Here is an 18,214-nt window from a genome sequence, read left to right on the forward strand (position 1 = left end):
AATCTCGAATTAGAGACAGTTATTCAGTCCAGCGGCGGCACGGGAAGACCGCGTTTGGCGTAGAAGGATTCGACGAAGTCGGCCAATTTACCCTGTCCGATAGCCTCGCGCAAACCAGCCATGACCCGCTGATAATGGCGCAAGTTATGGATGGTATTGAGCATACTGCCGAGCATTTCCCCGCACTTGTCCAAGTGATGCAGATAAGCCCTGGAGAAGTGTTTGCAGGTGTAACAGTCGCAGGTCGGATCCAGCGGTGAATCGTCGTGCTTGTGTACGGCGTTGCGGATCTTGACCACACCGGTATCGACGAACAGGTGGCCGTTACGCGCATTGCGCGTCGGCATCACGCAGTCGAACATGTCCACGCCACGGCGCACACCCTCGACCAGATCCTCGGGTTTGCCCACGCCCATCAGGTAGCGCGGCTTGTCGGCAGGCATGTGCGGCGGCAGGAAGTCCAGCACGCGGATCATCTCTTCCTTCGGCTCGCCCACCGACAGACCGCCAATGGCCAGGCCGTCGAAACCGATCTCGCAGAGCCCTTCCAGCGAGCGCATACGCAGCTCTTCATGCATGCCGCCCTGGACGATGCCGAACAACGCTGCCGTGCTTTCGCCATGAGCAGCCTTGGAACGTTTGGCCCAGCGCAGCGACAACTCCATCGAACGTTTGGCCACATCGAACTCGGCCGGATAGGGCGTGCACTCGTCGAAGATCATCACGATGTCCGAGCCCAGGTCGCGCTGCACCTGCATCGACTCCTCCGGCCCCATGAACACCTTGGCGCCGTCGACCGGCGAGGCGAAGTACACGCCCTCCTCCTTGATCTTGCGCATGGCGCCGAGGCTGAACACCTGGAAACCACCGGAGTCGGTGAGGATGGGTCCCTGCCACTGCATGAAATCGTGCAGGTCGCCATGTTTCTTGATCACTTCCATGCCCGGGCGCAGCCACAGGTGGAAAGTGTTGCCGAGAATGATCTGCGCGCCAATGGCCTCGATATCACGCGGCAACATGCCCTTGACCGTGCCATAGGTGCCCACCGGCATGAAGGCCGGTGTTTCCACCACGCCACGCGGGAAGGTCAGACGGCCACGGCGGGCCTTGCCGTCAGTGGCGAGCAATTCGAAGGACATACGACAGGTGCGCGACATGCTCAAACCTCGGGCCCGCGCGCGGCGGGATTGCGGGTGATGAACATGGCATCACCGTAACTGAAGAAGCGATAACCCTGCGCCACCGCCTCGCGGTAGGCCGCCATGGTCTCGGAATAACCGGCAAAGGCCGACACCAGCATCAGCAAGGTCGACTCGGGCAGGTGAAAGTTGGTCACCAGGGCATCGACCACATGAAACGGCCGCCCCGGATAGATGAAGATGTCGGTATCACCACTGAACGGTTTCAACTCGCCATCGCGTGCAGCCGTTTCCAGCGAACGCACACTGGTGGTTCCCACCGCCACCACCCGTCCACCACGCGCCCGGCAGGCTGTCACGGCATCGACGACGTCCTGGCCGACCTCCAGCCACTCGCTGTGCATGTGGTGATCTTCGATACGCTCGACACGTACAGGCTGGAAGGTACCGGCACCGACATGCAGAGTCACGAATGCGGTGTCCACGCCCTTGGCACGAATCGCTGCCAGCAATTCATCATCGAAGTGCAGCCCGGCAGTAGGAGCGGCCACCGCACCGGCTTTCTCGGCATAGACGGTCTGATAGCGCTCACGATCCGCCTCGTCGTCGGGGCGATCTATATAAGGAGGCAGAGGCATATGGCCGACACGTTCGAGCAACGCCAATACCGGCTCGGCAAAGCGCAGCTCGAATAGCGCATCGTGGCGCGCGACCATCTCGGCCTCGCCACCACCATCGATGAGAATCTGCGAACCAGGCTTGGGCGATTTGCTGGAACGCACGTGGGCCAACACGCGATATTGATCGAGCACGCGCTCGACCAGTATTTCCAGCTTGCCGCCCGACGGCTTTTGCCCGAACAAGCGCGCCGGAATCACCCGCGTATTGTTGAACACCATCAGGTCGCCGGCACGCAATTGTCCGAGCAGATCGGTGAACTGGCCATGGCGAAGCTCGCCGCTCGGCCCATCCAATTGCAACAGGCGACTGGCACGGCGCTCGGCCAGGGGATGGCGGGCGATCAACTGTTCGGGAAGATCGAAGTGAAAATCGGCAACACGCATGATTCGGAGGGGTATTTCTGCAGGGTGGCAAAGCTTACCGGATTTCCCCTGCCCCGGCCACGTGAGCCTGCGGCGCGTACCGGGCAACGATACGCGCCAGGGTGCCATCGCGCTGCAAGGCCATTATGGCGGTATTGAACGCTTGTAACCGCCCAGCCAATGCCGGGTGTAAGCGCAACCGCAGCTGCGAGCGATTGATTACCGGCCCCTCCTCCACATTCCAAGGTAGCGCCTGTAATTGCGCGTTCTCATGCTGCAGGTAGCGCCATTCCAAGCGATCCAGAATGCCTGCCTCGCTATGCCCCTGAGCAACCCGGTAGATCAAGGCACGAACATCGGCACCATCTTTACGCTGAAAATACTCACTACCGGCATACCCATAACCCCGTACCGTGGCGATGGAACGACCACGCAAATCCTCGAGGCGTCGATACGGAAAGCGCTTACCGGGTGCAAAAATCAGCATCTCTTCCGCTTCCAGCACGGGCACCGTCCACAGCGAACTTTCGACCTGCGGGGCGGAACTGCGCCAGCTCTTGCTCACGCAACACTCAACCTGCAGCACGCCTTCACGAAACAGTTTCTGGGTACGCAGCGGTGGCAACGGGTGACTGGCCTGCAACACCTCCGGCAATCGCTCGTCCAGAGCAAGCATGAACTCATGCAGAATACCGCTGACTCGCCCATCCTCGACTATCCAGTAGGGTGCCCAGCTCTCGTCAGTAACGGCATAGGTCAGGGTGCCGGCTTTGGCGGCAGGGGCCAGCAGCAAAATAGCGATGATCGCCCGGCAAAAGACGTTGAGCACACCCCCTCCCACTCCATGACGACTCTGACACCACCGATATAAACACCGGACTCGGCATTTCTGAGGACAGATGCGATTCTAGCGCCAACCACCCGAACACCGAGGCAATAAAAGCGGGATGCGGCCAGCCGTGCCATTGGCGTTTGGTATAGGGATGCATTAACAGACAACGCCGATTGACCGACGCTGGGTCGATCCCTATACTGCGCCGCCATTGTGCCCCGGTGGCGGAATCGGTAGACGCGGCGGATTCAAAATCCGTTTTCGAAAGGAGTGGGAGTTCGAGTCTCCCCCGGGGCACCACAATTAAAAGCCCGCAAGACATTGGTCTTGCGGGCTTTTTTCGTATCGGCGAGAACCACCTGATCGATTGTTGCAACTTTATGGCCGCGGCGGGTTCTCGTTGCCTCGGTAAGCCCCGTAATACCTGGCCGGCGACGGTGCGGGCAGGGGTTGGCAATTGCGTAAAAGTTAGCGTAGAGTTATCCAACTGTTTGCATGGGTCGCTGTGAATCGTGACTCAGGTGCGGCAGATCATTTAGATCCGCTACATCCCGCTCGACTTCTATTACTCTTTGCAACCAGTCTCAGCCCTCTAACAATAAGCGATAGAGGCTGTCATCAACTCTAGTTTCAAGGAAAAAGACATGTCGAATCGTCAGAACGGTACCGTCAAGTGGTTTAACGACGAGAAAGGTTTTGGTTTTATCACTCCCGAGAGCGGTCCGGATCTGTTCGTGCACTTCCGCGCGATCGAAGGCAACGGCTTCAAGAGCCTGAAAGAAGGCCAGAAAGTCAGCTTCGTAGCTGTGCAAGGTCAAAAAGGCATGCAGGCTGACCAGGTTCAAGTCCTGGGCTAATCGCCGCTGCTTTGAAGAACCCCTGATCACTATCAGGGGTTTTTTTATGCATGCAGAAAAGTCGCGGTTAGAATGGCCCGCTCTATCGTCACAGCGAGCCCGTCATGCCAAGACACACGCTACGCCCGCAGGGAGACTTTCCCACGGCAGGGCTGATCCGTCGCCTAGCGGCAATCTTTTATGATTTTCTGCTCGGCGTAGCCTTGATCATGGTGGTCACCCTGATCTACCAGCAAGGCATTCTGCGCCTGATCCATGGCGGCGATACGCTACGGGCAATGGCCGAGGCCGGCGCACTGGACAATGATCCGGTATTGGCCAGCCTGGTTCTGCTGAGTCTCTTCGGGTTCTTCGCCAAGTTCTGGACGCACAACGGCCAGACGCTGGGCATGCAGGCGTGGGGGCTACGCATCCAGAATGCCGACGGCAGTGCCATCGATCTATGGCAGGCCCTGCTCCGCTTCGTCGTATCCATCGGCTCATGGCTGTTCGCCGGACTGGGTTTCATCTGGATGCTCTGGGACAAACAGCACCGCACCTGGCACGACATCTACTCCGATAGCCGAGTGGTGCAGTTGCCGAAGAACATCCACAAGAAGTGAGCCCCGACGCTCACAATCAGAATCGCGGACAACAAAAAGCCGGCTGAAAGCCGGCTTTTTCATTGCTTCGATATCAGCCCGCTCGACGCAGTAACCAGAACCCGGCCAGCGCACAGATGCCTGCCGGCACCAGCACCGCAAGCAACGGCGAGAAACCGAATACCAGGCTGGAAGGCCCGAGCAGATCCTGGGCGATGCGGAACACGAAGCCCACCAGCACGCCAGTGAACACTCGCTGTCCCAAGGTAACCGAGCGCAACGGGCCAAAGATGAAGGAAATCGCCATCAACACCAGCGCGCCCGTCACCAACGGCTGCAGCAGCTTGGTCCAGAAGGCCAGCCAATAGCGCGCATTGTTCAATCCCTGCTCGCTCAGGTAATGGATGTACTGCCACAACCCGGTAACCGAGAGCGCCTCGGGCTCCATCACCACGGTGCCGAGCAGTTCTGGATTGAGTTCGATATCCCAGCGCTCTTCAGGCTGCTTGACCACTTCGGAGTGGTCTTCATGCAGGAAGGTGGTCTGCACGTTACGCAGCATCCACTGCCCTTCACGGAATTCGGCCCGACGCGCAAAGCTGGCAACCTGCAGGCGGCGTTCATCATCGAAACGATAACGCGTCACCCCGAGCAGAACGCCATTAGGCTGCACGGCGTTGATATGCACGTATTCCTGCCCCTGACGATGCCACATACCACGCTTGGAACTCTGCGCGGCACCACCACCTTGTGCCAGAGCGCGGTCGGCCTGGGCCTGATTCTCGGTGAGGGGCGCGACGTATTCGCCGATCAGGATGCCAACCAGCATCAGCACCAGCATGGGCTTCATCACCGCCCAGACGATGCGCCCGATGGAGACGCCCGCAGCACGCATGATGGTCAGCTCGCTGTTGCTGGCCAAGCTGCCGAGGCCGATCAGACAGCCGATCAGCGCTGCCATCGGCAGCATCTCGTAGGCGCGGCGCGGTGCAGTCAGCAGGATGTACCAAAGCGCCTGACCCAGACCGTAATCGCCCTTGTTCAGATCACCCAGTTCGTCGATGAAGGCAAACAGCAGCGCCAGGCCGAGGATGATGCCCAGCACCGCAAGAATGGCAAAGAACACCTGGGTGCCGATGTAGCGATCCAGCTTAGCCATGGGCCACCTCCGACGCACGACGGCTGGCCCACCACAGGCTCAGGCGCTCCCAGTACAACAGCAGCAAGCCTATCGCCAGGAAGATGCCATGCACCCACCACAGTCCAAGTGCTGGGGGTAACCGCCCCTTGTCGAGCGCACCACGAGCCGCAATCAGCAGACCCAGGTAGGTCATATAGAGGAAGATTGCCGGCAACAGCTTGAGGAAACGCCCCTGCCGCGGGTTGACCCTGGACAGCGGTACAGCAAGCAGGGTGACCACGAACACCAGCAACGGAATCGACAGACGCCATTGCAACTCAGCCTGCATGCGCGGGTCGTCGCTACCGAACAGTTCGCGAGTCGGCATTGCCTCACGCTCGCTGGCTTCGATGGCCACTTCAGGCTTGGGCAACAGAACCCCATAGGTGTCGTAACGAATGGCGCGGTAGTCAGCCTCGCCCGGCTCGCCGTCATAGCGGTAGCCGTTCTCGAGAATCAGATAGCGACTGCCATCGGCCTGGATTTCCTGGCGCCCGCTTTCGGCCACCAGCACGGTGATACCGCGCTCGGCGCCACTGCTGGCGGCAAGGCGTTTCTCGGACATGAACACGCCGCGCAGCTCACTGCGATCTGCCGACAACTCCTGTGAATAGGTGACTCGCGAACCATCTTTCATCGACTGGAAGCGCCCTGGCACCAGGGTATCAAGCTCAGTCAGGGCATCCTGCTCATTGAGAATGCGCGCCACGCTGGCCACGCCTTGCGGTGCCAGCCCCAGGCTGAGCCAACCGACCAGCAGCGCAACGATCAACGCGGGCGCCATGCTGTATACGGTCAGCCGCTGCTGGCTGACGCCAGTGGCCGACAGCACGGTCATTTCGCTATCTAGGTACAGCCGGCCGTATGCCAGGAGGAAACCGAGGAACAGTCCCAGCGGCAGAATCAGTTGCAGAAAGCCCGGAATCCGGTAGCCCATGATCAAAAACAGTACGCCCGGATCGAGTGCGCCCTGCGCAGCCTGAGCCAGGTACTTGATGAAACGGCCGCTCATGATAATCACCAACAGCACGGCGCTTACCGCACTGAGGGTTACCAGCACTTCACGGGAAAGATAACGGAAGACGATCAAACCGGACGCTCCAGGGTTGTCAGGCTCAGGCACGAGCGCTCAAACTAGCCGCACCTACTTGCCGGCCCACCCTAAGGTGGACCCTCGAAAAATGGCGGCCATTATCCGTCAAACCCGACTCTTTGTCTTGGGGACAGCTCATATGGAATTCCTCGTCAAAACGACCCGCCCGGAAACCCTGAAGACCGCCACCCTGGTCGTCGCCATCGGCGAAGGCCGCAAGCTGGGCGAGGCGGCCAAAGCCGTGGACGCTGCCAGCGGCGGAGCCTTGTCGGCCGTTCTCAAGCGCGGTGATATCGCCGGCAAAGCGGGCCAAACACTGCTCCTGCACAACCTGCCAGGCCTCAAGGCCGAGCGTGTACTGTTGGTAGGTAGCGGCAAAGGCGACCTATCCGACCGCCAACTGCGCAAATTGGTTGCAGGCGTACACGGCGTGCTCAAGGGGCTGGGCGGCAGTGACGCACTCTTGGCCCTGGGTGAACTCAAGGTCAAGGGTCGCGACGCCTACGGCAAGACCCGCCTGATTGTAGAAACCCTGGCCGATGGCACCTACCTGTTCGAGCAATTCAAGAGCAAGAAAGCTGATCCGCGCGCCCTGAAGAAAATCACCCTGGCCATCGACAAAGCCGAGCAGGCCGATGCCGAGCGCGGCCTGCAGCATGCCCTCGCCATTGCCAGCGGCGTGGCCTTCACCAAAGACCTGGGCAACCTGCCACCGAACCTCTGCCACCCCAGCTACCTGGCCGAAGAGGCCAAGGCCCTGGGCAAGGCGCACAAGAATCTCAAGATCGAGATCCTCGACGAGAAGAAACTCAAGGAGCTCGGCGCCGGCGCCTTCCTCGCCGTGGCCCAGGGCAGCGAGCAGCCGCCACGCATGATCGTCATGCACTACCAGGGCGGCAAGAAGGACGACAAGCCCTTCGCCCTGGTCGGCAAAGGCATCACCTTCGACACCGGCGGCATCAGCATCAAGCCGGCAGCCGGTATGGACGAGATGAAGTACGACATGTGCGGCGCTGCCAGCGTATTTGGCACCCTCAAGGCCGTGCTGGAGCTGCAACTGCCGATCAACCTGGTATGCCTGCTGGCCTGCGCCGAGAACATGCCCAGTGGCCGTGCGACCCGTCCTGGCGACATCGTCACCACCATGAGCGGGCAGACTGTGGAAATCCTCAACACCGACGCCGAAGGCCGTCTGGTGCTGTGCGACACCCTGACCTACGCCGAACGCTTCAAGCCGCAGGCGGTGATCGACATTGCCACCCTCACCGGCGCCTGCATCGTCGCGCTGGGCAGCAATGTCTCTGGCCTGATGGGCAACAACGACGCGCTGATCAAGCAGATCCTCAAGGCTGGCGAAAGCGCCGACGACCGCGCCTGGCAACTGCCGCTGTACGACGAATACCAGGAACAACTGGACAGCCCATTCGCCGACATCGCCAATATCGGCGGGCCAAAGGCCGGCACCATCACCGCTGGCTGCTTCCTGTCGCGCTTCGCCAAGAACTTCCACTGGGCGCATCTGGATATCGCCGGCACCGCCTGGATCAGCGGCGGCAAGGACAAGGGCGGCACCGGCCGACCGGTACCGATGCTGACCCAGTACCTGTTGGATCGCGCCAAGGCCTGACCACTCCTCAGCCCGGATGCAATCCTGGGACGCCACCGTCCCGGATTGCATCCGGGCTGCGCTTTTTCATACGCGGAATCGCAATGCCCAGAATCGAGTTCTACGTCCTCTCCTCCAGCGATGCCCTAGGTCGCCTGCGCGCAGCCTGCCAGTTGGCCCTGAAGGCCTGGAATGCCGGCATGCCGGTGTTCGTTCGTGGCAGTGATGAGGCGCAGTGTGACGAACTCGACGAGATGCTCTGGCAATTCAAGGCTGAGCGTTTCGTGCCCCATGACCTGCACCGTGACGCCCCGCTGTCGCCCGTGGTCGTGGGCATCGATGAAGTGCCCAGCACCGAACAGGGTGTCTTGATCAATCTGGGCAGTAGCCTGTCGCCCAACGTCGAGCGGTTTGCCCGCGTCATCGAAATCGTCAACCAGCAGCCTGAACTGCTGAACGCCTGTCGCGAGAATTTCCGCAGCTATCGCCAGCGCGGGTATGATCCCAAGCGCGTCGAACTTTAGCGCCTGCTGATGCTCACAACACAGGCCACCCCTGCCCTTCTTCTCGCTGTGCCGACCGCCATGGACACCCCCAAACCTCCGCAAAAACCTGCTCAGCTGCTGCACGACCTGGAGTCGATCCGCGAATTGCTGGGCGAGGACAGCCACGAGCCGCCGCTGCTGATCGACTCGCTCGACCCAGACAGCATCCCCGTGCTGTCCGATATCGTCAGTGCACCACCCGGCCCGCCTCCACCGTTCAACGTGCCCCCGAGCCCCGTCTCGGCTCCAGCGCCAATCAGCCAGCCGACGCCGAGCCCCGTGCGCGCCACCCTGCAGCCACGCCTGCAGGACAGTACCCGCGAGCTGCAACAACTCGATGGAGAACTGCGTGCTGCGGCGCAATTGATATTGCAGGATGTGATCGACGATTTCGTGCCGCAGATCGAAGCCGAACTCAAGCGCCGCTTGGAAGCTCGCCTGCCGCGCCTGCTGCCTCCACGCAAATCCTGACCGCAGGGTACGGCGCACCAAAGCAACCGAACCGCTGATGCGCGCGGCGCACCCTACGAATGCCGCGCCCTCACCCTTACGCCGCCAGCCCTATCCCCGCTATACTTGCCGGCTTTTCCGATCAGCCGTCAAAGGGTCCCGCCGCGCATGGACAAGACCTACCAGCCGCACGCCATTGAAACTGCCCTGTACCAGAACTGGGAAGCCAAGGGTTACTTCGCCCCGCAGGGCTCGGGCGAGCCCTACACCATCATGATCCCGCCGCCGAACGTCACCGGCAGCCTGCACATGGGCCACGGTTTCAACAACTCGATCATGGATGCGCTGATCCGCTTCCGCCGCATGCAGGGTCGCAACACCCTGTGGCAGCCGGGCACTGACCACGCGGGCATCGCCACGCAGATGGTGGTCGAACGCCAGCTGGCCGCCGAAGGCATCGGTCGCCACGACCTGGGCCGCGAGAAATTCCTGGAGAAAGTCTGGGAATGGAAAGAACAATCCGGTGGCACCATCACCCGCCAGATTCGCCGCCTGGGCAGTTCGGTTGACTGGTCGCGCGAGCGCTTCACCATGGACGAAGGTCTGTCCGAGGCGGTCAAGGAAGCGTTCGTGCGCCTGCACGAAGACGGTCTGATCTACCGCGGCAAGCGCCTGGTCAACTGGGACACCAAGTTCCACACCGCCATTTCCGACCTCGAAGTGGAAAACCACGACGAGAAAGGCAGCCTGTGGAACCTGCGCTACCCACTGGCCGACGGTAACAAGACCGCTGACGGCAAGGACTACCTGATCGTCGCCACCACCCGTCCGGAAACCATGCTCGGCGATAGCGCCGTGGCCGTACACCCGGAAGACGAACGCTACAAGGCGCTGATCGGCACCTTCGTCGAACTGCCGCTGCTGGGCCGCCGCATCCCGATCATCGCCGACGACTATTGCGACCCCGAGTTCGGCACCGGCTGCGTGAAGATCACCCCGGCGCATGACTTCAACGACTACGAAGTCGGCAAACGCCACAACCTGCCGCTGATCAACATCTTCGACAAGAACGCCGCCGTGCTGGCTCAAGCTCAGGTGTTCAACATCGACGGTAGCGTCAACAGTGAGATCGACGGCAGCCTGCCGGCCGAGTACGCCGGCCTCGACCGCTTCGTCGCGCGCAAGCAGATTGTCGCCGCCTTCGAGGCCGCCGGCCTGCTGGGGAGCATCGACGACCACGCCCTGAAAGTGCCGAAAGGCGACCGCTCCGGCACCGTTATCGAGCCGTGGCTGACCGACCAGTGGTACGTCTCCACCAAACCGCTGGCCGAAAAAGCCATCGCGGTTGTCGAGAGCGGCGAGATCCAGTTCGTACCCAAGCAGTACGAGAACATGTACTTCAGCTGGATGCGCGACATCCAGGACTGGTGCATCAGCCGTCAGCTGTGGTGGGGCCACCGCATTCCGGCCTGGTACGACGATGCCGGCAACGTCTACGTCGGTCGCGACGAGGCCGAGGTTCGCGCCAAGCACAACCTCGGCGATGCCAACCTGCGCCAGGACGAAGACGTGCTGGACACCTGGTTCAGCTCCGGCCTGTGGACGTTCTCCACCCTCGGCTGGCCGCAGCAGACCGACTTCCTCAAGACCTTCCACCCCACCGACGTGCTGGTCACCGGCTTCGACATCATCTTCTTCTGGGTCGCCCGGATGATCATGCTGTCGACTCACCTGACCGGGCAGATTCCGTTCAAGACCGTCTACGTGCACGGCTTGGTGCGCGACGGCCAGGGCCAGAAGATGTCCAAGTCCAAGGGCAATGTGCTCGACCCGCTGGACATCGTTGACGGCATCGACCTCGAATCGCTGGTCGCCAAGCGCACCAGCGGCATGATGCAGCCCAAGCTGGCCGAGAAGATCGCCAAGCAGACCCGCGCCGAGTTCCCCGAAGGCATCGCCGCCTACGGCACCGACGCACTGCGCTTCACCAACCTGGCGCTGGCCTCCACCGGCCGCGACATCAAGTTCGACATGGGCCGCGTCGAGGGCTACCGCAACTTCTGCAATAAGCTGTGGAACGCCGCCAACTTCGTCATCGAGAACACCGATGGCCAGGACACCGGCATCCATGGCGAAGCCGTCGACCTGTCACCGGTCGATCGCTGGATCATCTCCGCCCTGCAGCGCTGCGAGCAGGACGTGACCCGCCACCTCGATGCCTTCCGCTTCGACCTGGCCGCGCAAGCCCTGTACGAGTTCATCTGGGACGAGTACTGCGCCTGGTACCTGGAGCTGGTCAAGCCGGTACTGTGGGACGAGAACGCCCCGCTCGAGCGCCAGCGCGGCACCCGCCGCACCCTGGTGCGCGTGCTGGAAGTAATCCTACGTCTGGCGCACCCGTTCATGCCCTTCATCACCGAAGAAATCTGGCAGCGCATCAAGGGCCAGGCTGGCGTCAGCGGCGATACCATCATGTTGCAGGCCTGGCCGGTGGCCAATGAAAGCCGCATCGATCCGGCCGCCGAAGGCGACATCGAGTGGGTCAAGCAACTGATGCTCGGCGTACGCCAGATCCGTGGCGAGATGAAAATCTCCATGGCCAAGCGCATCGACATCATCGTCGCCAACGCCAACGACGCGGATCTGCGCCGCCTGGCCGACTTCGAGCCGCTGCTGAGCAAGCTGGCCAAACTGGTATCGGTTCGTGTGCTGGCTGCCGGCGAGGAAGCGCCGATGTCCGCCACGGCCCTGGTCGGCGAGATGGAAGTGCTGGTACCGATGGCCGGGCTGATCGACAAGGATGCCGAACTGGCGCGCCTGGACAAGGAAATCACCCGCCTGCAGGGCGAAGTGCAGCGCGTTGGCGGCAAGCTGGCCAACGAAGGCTTCGTCGCCAAGGCCCCAGCCGAAGTGCTGGAAAAGGAACGCGCCAAGTTGGCCGAGGCCGAGCAGGCGCTGGGCAAATTGGTGGAACAACGCGAGAAGATCGCCAACCTCTGATCGCGCCAAGCAAACAGGCTCCCGCACCCGTAAACGGCAAGGGGGTTAGCACCAGGCGCCAGTGCTCCACAGAGCAGGCGCCGAGCAGATGACCGGGCCTACCGGCCCGGCAGGAGAACTCTGAATGCTGCAACTGCACAAACTGCTGTCCGTCGCTGCCCTGGCCCTGGCGCTGGGCACCACCGCACAGGCTGCCGACCCGAAATCTGTGGCCGTCACCGCCATCGTCGAACATCCGGCGCTGGACTCGGTGCGCGACGGCATCAAGGCCGCCCTCGAAGAAGGCGGCTACCGCGAAGGCGAGAACCTCAAGTGGCAGTACCAGAGTGCCCAGGGCAACACTGGCACCGCTGCGCAGATCGCCCGCAAGTTCATCGGTGACCGTCCAGACGTGATCGTCGGCATTGCCACGCCGTCGGCCCAGGCACTGGTCGCCTCGACCAAGAGCACGCCGATCCTGTTCAGCGCCGTCACCGATCCGGTCGAAGCGCAGCTGGTACGTAACTGGGAAGCCTCCGGCAGCAATGTCAGCGGCGTCTCCGATCTGCTCGAACTGGACAAGCAGATGGAGTTGATCAAGCGCGTACTGCCGGACGCCAAGCGCGTCGGCATGGTCTACAACCCCGGCGAAGCCAACTCGGCTGTCGTGGTTCGCCGTCTCAAGGAACTGCTGCCGAGCATGGGCATGACCCTGGTCGAAGCCGCCGCACCACGTTCGGTCGACGTCGGTTCCGCGGCCCGCAGCCTGGTCGGCAAGGTCGACGTGATCTACACCAACACCGACAACAACGTGGTCTCGGCCTATGAGTCGCTGGTCAAGGTCGGTAACGACACCCGCACCCCGTTGATCGCCTCCGACACCGACAGCGTCAAGCGCGGCGCCATCGCGGCGCTGGGTCTGGACTACTTCGAGCATGGCAAGCAGACCGGCCGCATGGTGCTGCGCGTGCTGAACGGCGAGAAACCAGGCGACATCAAGCCGGAAACCAGCGAGAACCTCAGCCTGTTCCTCAACCCGGCGGCTGCAGAGCGTCAGGGCGTCACCCTGAGCCAGGAACTGCTGGACTCGGCGGCTGAAATCATCGAATAAGCTGTACTGGTGTAACTGAACGCGCCGCGACAGGCCACCCACCGCAACAGTCAGTGGGCACAGTCAATGTCGCGGCCGCTCAGTTTCCACCCACCCACCAGGTCAAACCTATGTCCCTGTTTTCCCTGTTCGGCGCCCTCGAGATCGGCCTGATCTTCAGTCTGGTGGCGCTTGGCGTATTCATTTCCTTCCGTTTGCTGCGCTTTCCCGACCTTACCGTGGACGGCAGTTTTCCTCTGGGCGGCGCGGTCTGCGCCGTACTCATCGCCAATGGCACCGACCCGTTCCTGGCCACGCTGATCGCCACCGCCGCCGGCGCGCTGGCAGGCGTGGTCACTGCGGTGCTCAACGTGCACCTGAAGATCATGGATCTGCTGGCCAGCATCCTGATGATGATCGCCCTGTATTCGATCAACCTGCGCATCATGGGTCGGCCGAACATCCCGCTGATCATGGAGCCAACCATCTTCACCGTGCTGCAACCTGAGTGGCTGATCGACTACATCGCCCGTCCGCTGATCCTGCTGGTAGTGGTGATCGGCGCCAAGCTGGCACTGGATAGCTACTTCGCCACGCAGCAAGGCCTGGCCATCCGCGCCACCGGTTCCAACCCGCGCATGGCGCGCTCGCAAGGCGTCAACACCGGCGCCATGGTCATCCTCGGCATGGCCATCTCCAACGCCCTGGTGGCGCTGGCCGGCTCGCTGTTTGCGCAGACTCAAGGCGGCGCGGACATCTCCATGGGTATCGGCACCATCGTCATCGGCCTGGCCGCCGTGATCGTCGGCGAAAGCATCCTGCCGGCACGCCGCCTGTTCTACCTCACCCTGGCGGTGATCCTCGGCGCCATCGTCTATCGCTTCTTCATTGCCCTGGCGCTGAACAGCGACTTCATTGGTCTGCAGGCGCAGGATCTGAACCTGGTCACCGCCGTGCTGGTAGTCATCGCTCTGGTCATCCCGTTGGCGAAGAAACGCCTGGCTCGCAGGAGGCACATCTGATGCTCAGTGCACAGAACCTCAAGATCACCTTCAACCCCGGCACGCCGATTGAAACCCGCGCACTGCAGGGCCTGTCGCTGGACATCCCGAGCGGCCAGTTCGTCACCGTGATCGGCACCAACGGCGCTGGCAAGTCCACCTTCCTCAACGCCGTTTCCGGCGATCTGCCGGTGGACAGCGGCACGATCATGATCGACGAGCAGGACGTCACCCGCCTGCCAGTCTGGAGCCGCGCCCAGCGTGTCGCCCGCGTGTTCCAGGACCCAATGGCAGGCACCTGCGAAGACCTCACCATCGAAGAGAACATGGCCCTGGCACAGCAACGCGGCCAGCGTCGCGGCCTCGGCCGAGCGGTGCGTGCCTCCATGCGCGAGGGCTTCCGCGAAAGCCTGGCGACCCTCGGCCTGGGCCTGGAAAACCGCCTGAGCGACCGCATCGGCCTGCTTTCCGGCGGCCAGCGCCAGGCGGTCAGCCTGCTGATGGCAGCGCTGCAACCGTCGCGCATCCTGCTGCTGGACGAACACACCGCGGCGCTCGACCCGCGCACCGCCGATTTCGTCCTGCAACTGACCGCACGCATCGTTGCCGAGAAGCAACTGACCACCATGATGGTCACCCACAGCATGCGCCAGGCGCTGGATGTTGGTGACCGTACGGTAATGCTGCACCAGGGCCAGGTGGTGCTGGACGTATCCGGCGAGCAGCGCAAGGGCCTGGATGTGCCGGATCTGCTGCAGATGTTCGAGAAGGTGCGTGGCGAGAAGCTGGCCGACGACGCCCTGCTGCTGAGCTAACCCCTTGTAGGGTGCGCCGCGCGCACCGAAACGTGCACAGCACTTTCACGGTGCGCACGGCGCACCCTACGCATGACGGTCCTGGCCCTCAATGCCCATTGCGTTAGGCGCCGGGAAGCGACTGCAAAAGCCTTCCGAACAATCGCCTCTTCACCTCGGATGCATAGGCTGGCAGGATTACCCCCTGCCAGCCGCCCGCAGGCGGTGTAACCGGAGCCACCAGCGCTCACTGCGCCCATGACCCTGCACCTGAGTTTCACCTCTACCCTGCCCGCCGAGCCGGAATGCGTCTGGCGCTGGATCACTGACGTGCGCAGCCTGCGTGCCGAGATGCATCCCTGGCTGTGGATGAGCCTGCCCAAGGGCATACGCAACATCGAGGATCTGTCTTTCGAACCGGGCAAGCCGCTGTTCACCAGTTGGCTGTGGCTGTTCGGCATCCTGCCCATTGGCACCTCGCACCTGACCCTGCAATCGCTGACGCCCGGCACCGGCTTCGTCGAGCAATCCCCCATGACCGGCATGCGCCGCTGGCGCCACGCCCGGCGTATCGAAGTCGTCGATGGCGGCACTCGGGTGGTCGACGACCTGACCATCGATCCGATCCTGCCGGCCGTGCTGGTAGAGCCCTTTCTGCAACTCTTCTTCGGCAGCCGCCATCGCACCCTGCGTCGCCGCGCGGCACGCCAGGCTCACTGAACGCTCAGTTGAGCTGCCCCATGAACGCCACCAGCGCGGTACGGCTGTCGATGTTGAGCTTCTCGAAGATACGCACCACATAGGTCTTGGCCGTCGCCAGGGTGATGTTCATCGCCTCGGCGATCTCGCGATTGGAGGCTCCAGCCCCGATCAACGCGGCGACCTGCCTTTCACGCACGCTCAGGCCGCAGGCATCCAGACGCTGCTCCAGTTGCAGCTGACGAACATGTGGATGGGCGCTGAAGCTGGCCTGCAGCAGACGCTGCAATGCCACCAGGCCTGTCGTATCGACCTTGATCGGGGGGTCGCCCAGCGTTCGCAGAAAACCGATGCCGCCAAAAGCCGCATGTTCACCCCAGAACATCAGGTCGACGGTATCGAGCACGCCATAGGTATCGAGATAGCCCTGATAGTGACGCATCTCGGCGCGGTTCTGCGATTCGCGAGCAATGCTCAGTACGCCAACGCTGTCGTGTCGCGCCAGCATGCGGCTGACGCACATCGGGTCGAACGGCTGCATGCCACGACGGTACTGTTCGAGAAATCCGGGAGGCACATCCAGCGTCTCGAGCACCTGCATCTCCTGGCGCCGGCGATCCACCCAATAGAACAGGGCGCCACTGACGCCAAGAAAATCGCGACTGAAGTGCATGGCCTCCCTGACCAGTAGATCACCCTTGGCCGTTTGCATCGTACTCATGACAGGCACTCTCGGGATTGTTGAACACAGGCGTGGATGCCATGCCTCTGCAAGCAATCGACATGCCGCGTCCGAAAGGTGCTCCAGAAGCCTGTGAAGCAGCCTGCAAGCACCACAACAGAGCTTCGCCACGGCAATTGCACCAAGAGCGTGAAAAACACCGAAATCGCGAAATTTTGTCCATCTTCGGATGGATTGTTGCGTTTTCACGGGCTGCCTACTCTCGCCTCGACCTGTTAGCCACGACCGTCGAGGTAACCCTGATGACACTCAACCGCCTGCCCACTACCGCCACCGCCGAGCAGATCAGCCAGTCACTGCGCGAGCACGGCTACGTGATCGTCGACGAGCTGGCCAGCGCCGAGCAGATGGATCGCATTGCCGCCGAAATGGCGCCCTATATCCAGGACACTGCTTACGGCAAGGACAACTTCATCGGCCATCAGACCAAGCGCACCGGCTCGCTCATCGCTCGTTCACCGGCGGCCCGCGAGCTGGTCATGCACCCTTCCGTGCTGGGCGCCACCGAACTGTTCCTGGCACATGCCTCGACCTTCCAGCTGCACCTGACGCAGATCATCAGCGTCTTCCCCGGATCGCCCGCGCAAATGCTGCACCAGGACGAACTGGCCTGGGACTTCTTCCCCTTCCCTGACGACTATCAGGTGCAATGCAACCTGCTCTGGGCCATGACCGACTACACCGAGGAAAACGGTGCCACTCGCATCGTCCCCGGCAGCCAGTTCGTCGGACGCAAGCAGAAATACACTGAGGAGCAGAGCATTGCGGCCGTGATGAAACGCGGCTCGGCCCTGTTCTACACCGGCAAGATCTATCACGGCGCTGGCAGCAACCGCTCCGACGCCATCCGCCAGGCCATCAACATCACCTATGCCGTGGGCTGGGTACGTCAGGAGGAAAACCAGTACCTGTCCTGTCCGCGCGAAATCGCCCAGACCCTGCCCGATGACCTGCTCAAGGTCATGGGCTACCAGTACGGCTGCTTCGCCCTTGGCTACACCCGCGACTTCGAGGATCCGCTGACCGCCCTGCGTGACGACGTCGCTCCCGTGGCCATGAGCATCGAACTGGTCGATGCGCAGCGCGCGGACAACGGCGGCAGCTTCCGCCATAACCTGCAAAGCGAAAGCGCCTGAGGAGAGCACGCCATGATCACGCGTAACACACCCGAGATCGGCTACCTGGGCCAGGACGTCTTCGAGGCCTTTGCCTTCCACCAGTCGGTACGGGCCGGCGATACGCTCTACCTGTCCGGCATCGCCCCCCTGCGTGGCAACCTAGAAAGCCTGGAACTGGTAGGTGAAGGCGACATCGGCGCGCAACTGGACTTCGTGCTGGACATTCTCGACCGCTGCCTGCAGGCAGAAGGCCTGGAACGCCGCCATCTGGTGACCTGGACGTTCTACACCACCGATATCCAGGCGCTCTCGGCGGTCATCCCCGCCCGTCTCGGGCCCTGGGTCGGTGCGCATCGCCCCAGCAGCACGACCCTGGAAATTCAGGGAATGATCCACCCCGCCCAACAGCTCGAGGTCACCGCAATCGCCATGGCCACGCCTTGAGCCGTGACCCCTTGCGTGCCG

Annotated in this window: 18 protein-coding genes and 1 tRNA gene; 13 read left to right on the forward strand and 6 right to left on the reverse strand. The window is 62.1% G+C overall.

The features are described from left to right. Nucleotides 1–23 precede the first annotated feature (23 nt). Genes tgt through C7A17_RS04580 form a run of 3 tightly spaced genes read right to left on the reverse strand, consistent with a single transcriptional unit; the run spans nt 24 to nt 3,011 of the window. Nucleotides 24–1,139 (reverse strand): tRNA guanosine(34) transglycosylase Tgt, encoded by a 1,116-nt coding sequence (gene tgt, locus C7A17_RS04570; protein WP_199796436.1) that lies wholly within the window; start codon nt 1,137–1,139, stop codon nt 24–26. A gap of 20 nt (nt 1,140–1,159) precedes the next feature. Further along, nucleotides 1,160–2,203, reverse strand: a complete 1,044-nt coding sequence (gene queA / locus C7A17_RS04575; protein ID WP_106736906.1) for a tRNA preQ1(34) S-adenosylmethionine ribosyltransferase-isomerase QueA — start codon at nt 2,201–2,203, stop codon at nt 1,160–1,162. Nucleotides 2,204–2,237: 34 nt separating this feature from the next. Continuing rightward, complete coding sequence (locus C7A17_RS04580) at nt 2,238–3,011, reverse strand: substrate-binding periplasmic protein (RefSeq protein ID WP_106736907.1); 774 nt, start codon at nt 3,009–3,011, stop codon at nt 2,238–2,240. 218 nt (nt 3,012–3,229) lie between these two features. On the opposite strand from C7A17_RS04580, the gene C7A17_RS04585 reads away from it, so the two are divergent. The 3 genes from C7A17_RS04585 (at nt 3,230) to C7A17_RS04595 (ending at nt 4,473) form a co-directional block, all read left to right on the forward strand. After that, nucleotides 3,230–3,314: transfer RNA gene (locus C7A17_RS04585), tRNA-Leu, on the forward strand. A gap of 344 nt (nt 3,315–3,658) precedes the next feature. Beyond that, complete coding sequence (locus C7A17_RS04590) at nt 3,659–3,871, forward strand: cold-shock protein (RefSeq protein ID WP_003459665.1); 213 nt, start codon at nt 3,659–3,661, stop codon at nt 3,869–3,871. A gap of 104 nt (nt 3,872–3,975) precedes the next feature. Beyond that, entirely contained in the window at nt 3,976–4,473 is a 498-nt protein-coding gene (locus C7A17_RS04595; RefSeq protein WP_106736908.1) for an RDD family protein, read from the forward strand. Nucleotides 4,474–4,546: 73 nt separating this feature from the next. Here the strand turns inward: C7A17_RS04595 and lptG are convergent, their stop codons facing one another. Both lptG and lptF read right to left on the reverse strand, forming a co-directional pair. Further along, nucleotides 4,547–5,611 carry an LPS export ABC transporter permease LptG gene (gene lptG, locus C7A17_RS04600; RefSeq protein WP_106736909.1) on the reverse strand — a complete coding sequence of 355 codons (1,065 nt, stop codon included), beginning with the start codon at nt 5,609–5,611 and terminating at the stop codon, nt 4,547–4,549. Next, entirely contained in the window at nt 5,604–6,722 is a 1,119-nt protein-coding gene (gene lptF, locus C7A17_RS04605) for an LPS export ABC transporter permease LptF (protein WP_106736910.1), read from the reverse strand. Before lptF ends, lptG begins: the two co-directional genes overlap by 8 nt. A 142-nt stretch (nt 6,723–6,864) precedes the next feature. Between lptF and C7A17_RS04610 the strand changes: the two genes are divergently transcribed. From C7A17_RS04610 to C7A17_RS04645, 8 genes are all read left to right on the forward strand, one after another. After that, nucleotides 6,865–8,352 carry a leucyl aminopeptidase gene (locus C7A17_RS04610; RefSeq protein WP_106736911.1) on the forward strand — a complete coding sequence of 496 codons (1,488 nt, stop codon included), beginning with the start codon at nt 6,865–6,867 and terminating at the stop codon, nt 8,350–8,352. Nucleotides 8,353–8,435: 83 nt separating this feature from the next. Further along, entirely contained in the window at nt 8,436–8,855 is a 420-nt protein-coding gene (locus C7A17_RS04615; RefSeq protein ID WP_106736912.1) for a DNA polymerase III subunit chi, read from the forward strand. Between the two features lie 60 nt (nt 8,856–8,915). Then, a complete protein-coding gene (locus tag C7A17_RS04620; RefSeq protein ID WP_106736913.1) occupies nt 8,916–9,347 on the forward strand; it encodes a DNA polymerase III subunit chi in 432 nt (143 codons plus the stop codon). A gap of 147 nt (nt 9,348–9,494) precedes the next feature. Continuing rightward, nucleotides 9,495–12,326: a valine--tRNA ligase gene (locus tag C7A17_RS04625; protein ID WP_106736914.1), complete on the forward strand. Its 2,832-nt coding sequence runs from the start codon at nt 9,495–9,497 to the stop codon at nt 12,324–12,326. A 124-nt stretch (nt 12,327–12,450) separates the two neighbouring features. Continuing rightward, nucleotides 12,451–13,416 (forward strand): ABC transporter substrate-binding protein, encoded by a 966-nt coding sequence (locus C7A17_RS04630; protein ID WP_106736915.1) that lies wholly within the window; start codon nt 12,451–12,453, stop codon nt 13,414–13,416. A gap of 110 nt (nt 13,417–13,526) precedes the next feature. Further along, nucleotides 13,527–14,417, forward strand: a complete 891-nt coding sequence (locus C7A17_RS04635; protein ID WP_106736916.1) for an ABC transporter permease — start codon at nt 13,527–13,529, stop codon at nt 14,415–14,417. After that, the gene (locus C7A17_RS04640) at nt 14,417–15,211 is read left to right on the forward strand and encodes an ABC transporter ATP-binding protein (protein WP_106736917.1); all 795 of its coding nucleotides are present in this window, start codon (nt 14,417–14,419) and stop codon (nt 15,209–15,211) included. Before C7A17_RS04635 ends, C7A17_RS04640 begins: the two co-directional genes overlap by 1 nt. A gap of 237 nt (nt 15,212–15,448) precedes the next feature. Beyond that, nucleotides 15,449–15,910: a hypothetical protein gene (locus tag C7A17_RS04645; RefSeq protein WP_106736918.1), complete on the forward strand. Its 462-nt coding sequence runs from the start codon at nt 15,449–15,451 to the stop codon at nt 15,908–15,910. Nucleotides 15,911–15,914: 4 nt separating this feature from the next. Here the strand turns inward: C7A17_RS04645 and C7A17_RS04650 are convergent, their stop codons facing one another. After that, nucleotides 15,915–16,610 carry a helix-turn-helix transcriptional regulator gene (locus C7A17_RS04650; protein ID WP_106736919.1) on the reverse strand — a complete coding sequence of 232 codons (696 nt, stop codon included), beginning with the start codon at nt 16,608–16,610 and terminating at the stop codon, nt 15,915–15,917. A 263-nt stretch (nt 16,611–16,873) separates the two neighbouring features. On the opposite strand from C7A17_RS04650, the gene C7A17_RS04655 reads away from it, so the two are divergent. Further along, the gene (locus tag C7A17_RS04655; protein ID WP_106736920.1) at nt 16,874–17,767 is read left to right on the forward strand and encodes a phytanoyl-CoA dioxygenase family protein; all 894 of its coding nucleotides are present in this window, start codon (nt 16,874–16,876) and stop codon (nt 17,765–17,767) included. Nucleotides 17,768–17,779: 12 nt separating this feature from the next. Then, a complete protein-coding gene (locus C7A17_RS04660; RefSeq protein ID WP_043094305.1) occupies nt 17,780–18,193 on the forward strand; it encodes a RidA family protein in 414 nt (137 codons plus the stop codon). The last annotated feature ends 21 nt before the right edge of the window (nt 18,194–18,214 follow it).

This window comes from Pseudomonas mendocina, from assembly GCF_003008615.1.
Lineage (GTDB): Bacteria > Pseudomonadota > Gammaproteobacteria > Pseudomonadales > Pseudomonadaceae > Aquipseudomonas > Aquipseudomonas mendocina_C.

Excerpts from the sequence above, each read along its gene's own strand:
- C7A17_RS04660 (WP_043094305.1), top strand. The coding sequence starts at position 17,780 with ATGATCACGCGTAACACACCCGAGATCGGCTACCTGGGCCAGGACGTC.
- C7A17_RS04610 (WP_106736911.1), top strand. The coding sequence starts at position 6,865 with ATGGAATTCCTCGTCAAAACGACCCGCCCGGAAACCCTGAAGACCGCC.
- C7A17_RS04650 (WP_106736919.1), bottom strand. The coding sequence starts at position 16,610 with ATGAGTACGATGCAAACGGCCAAGGGTGATCTACTGGTCAGGGAGGCC.
- C7A17_RS04625 (WP_106736914.1), top strand. The coding sequence starts at position 9,495 with ATGGACAAGACCTACCAGCCGCACGCCATTGAAACTGCCCTGTACCAG.
- C7A17_RS04620 (WP_106736913.1), top strand. The coding sequence starts at position 8,916 with ATGGACACCCCCAAACCTCCGCAAAAACCTGCTCAGCTGCTGCACGAC.
- C7A17_RS04640 (WP_106736917.1), top strand. The coding sequence starts at position 14,417 with ATGCTCAGTGCACAGAACCTCAAGATCACCTTCAACCCCGGCACGCCG.
- lptG (WP_106736909.1), bottom strand. The coding sequence starts at position 5,611 with ATGGCTAAGCTGGATCGCTACATCGGCACCCAGGTGTTCTTTGCCATT.
- C7A17_RS04595 (WP_106736908.1), top strand. The coding sequence starts at position 3,976 with ATGCCAAGACACACGCTACGCCCGCAGGGAGACTTTCCCACGGCAGGG.
- C7A17_RS04655 (WP_106736920.1), top strand. The coding sequence starts at position 16,874 with ATGACACTCAACCGCCTGCCCACTACCGCCACCGCCGAGCAGATCAGC.
- C7A17_RS04590 (WP_003459665.1), top strand. The coding sequence starts at position 3,659 with ATGTCGAATCGTCAGAACGGTACCGTCAAGTGGTTTAACGACGAGAAA.
- queA (WP_106736906.1), bottom strand. The coding sequence starts at position 2,203 with ATGCGTGTTGCCGATTTTCACTTCGATCTTCCCGAACAGTTGATCGCC.
- C7A17_RS04635 (WP_106736916.1), top strand. The coding sequence starts at position 13,527 with ATGTCCCTGTTTTCCCTGTTCGGCGCCCTCGAGATCGGCCTGATCTTC.
- tgt (WP_199796436.1), bottom strand. The coding sequence starts at position 1,139 with ATGTCCTTCGAATTGCTCGCCACTGACGGCAAGGCCCGCCGTGGCCGT.
- C7A17_RS04615 (WP_106736912.1), top strand. The coding sequence starts at position 8,436 with ATGCCCAGAATCGAGTTCTACGTCCTCTCCTCCAGCGATGCCCTAGGT.
- C7A17_RS04645 (WP_106736918.1), top strand. The coding sequence starts at position 15,449 with ATGACCCTGCACCTGAGTTTCACCTCTACCCTGCCCGCCGAGCCGGAA.
- C7A17_RS04630 (WP_106736915.1), top strand. The coding sequence starts at position 12,451 with ATGCTGCAACTGCACAAACTGCTGTCCGTCGCTGCCCTGGCCCTGGCG.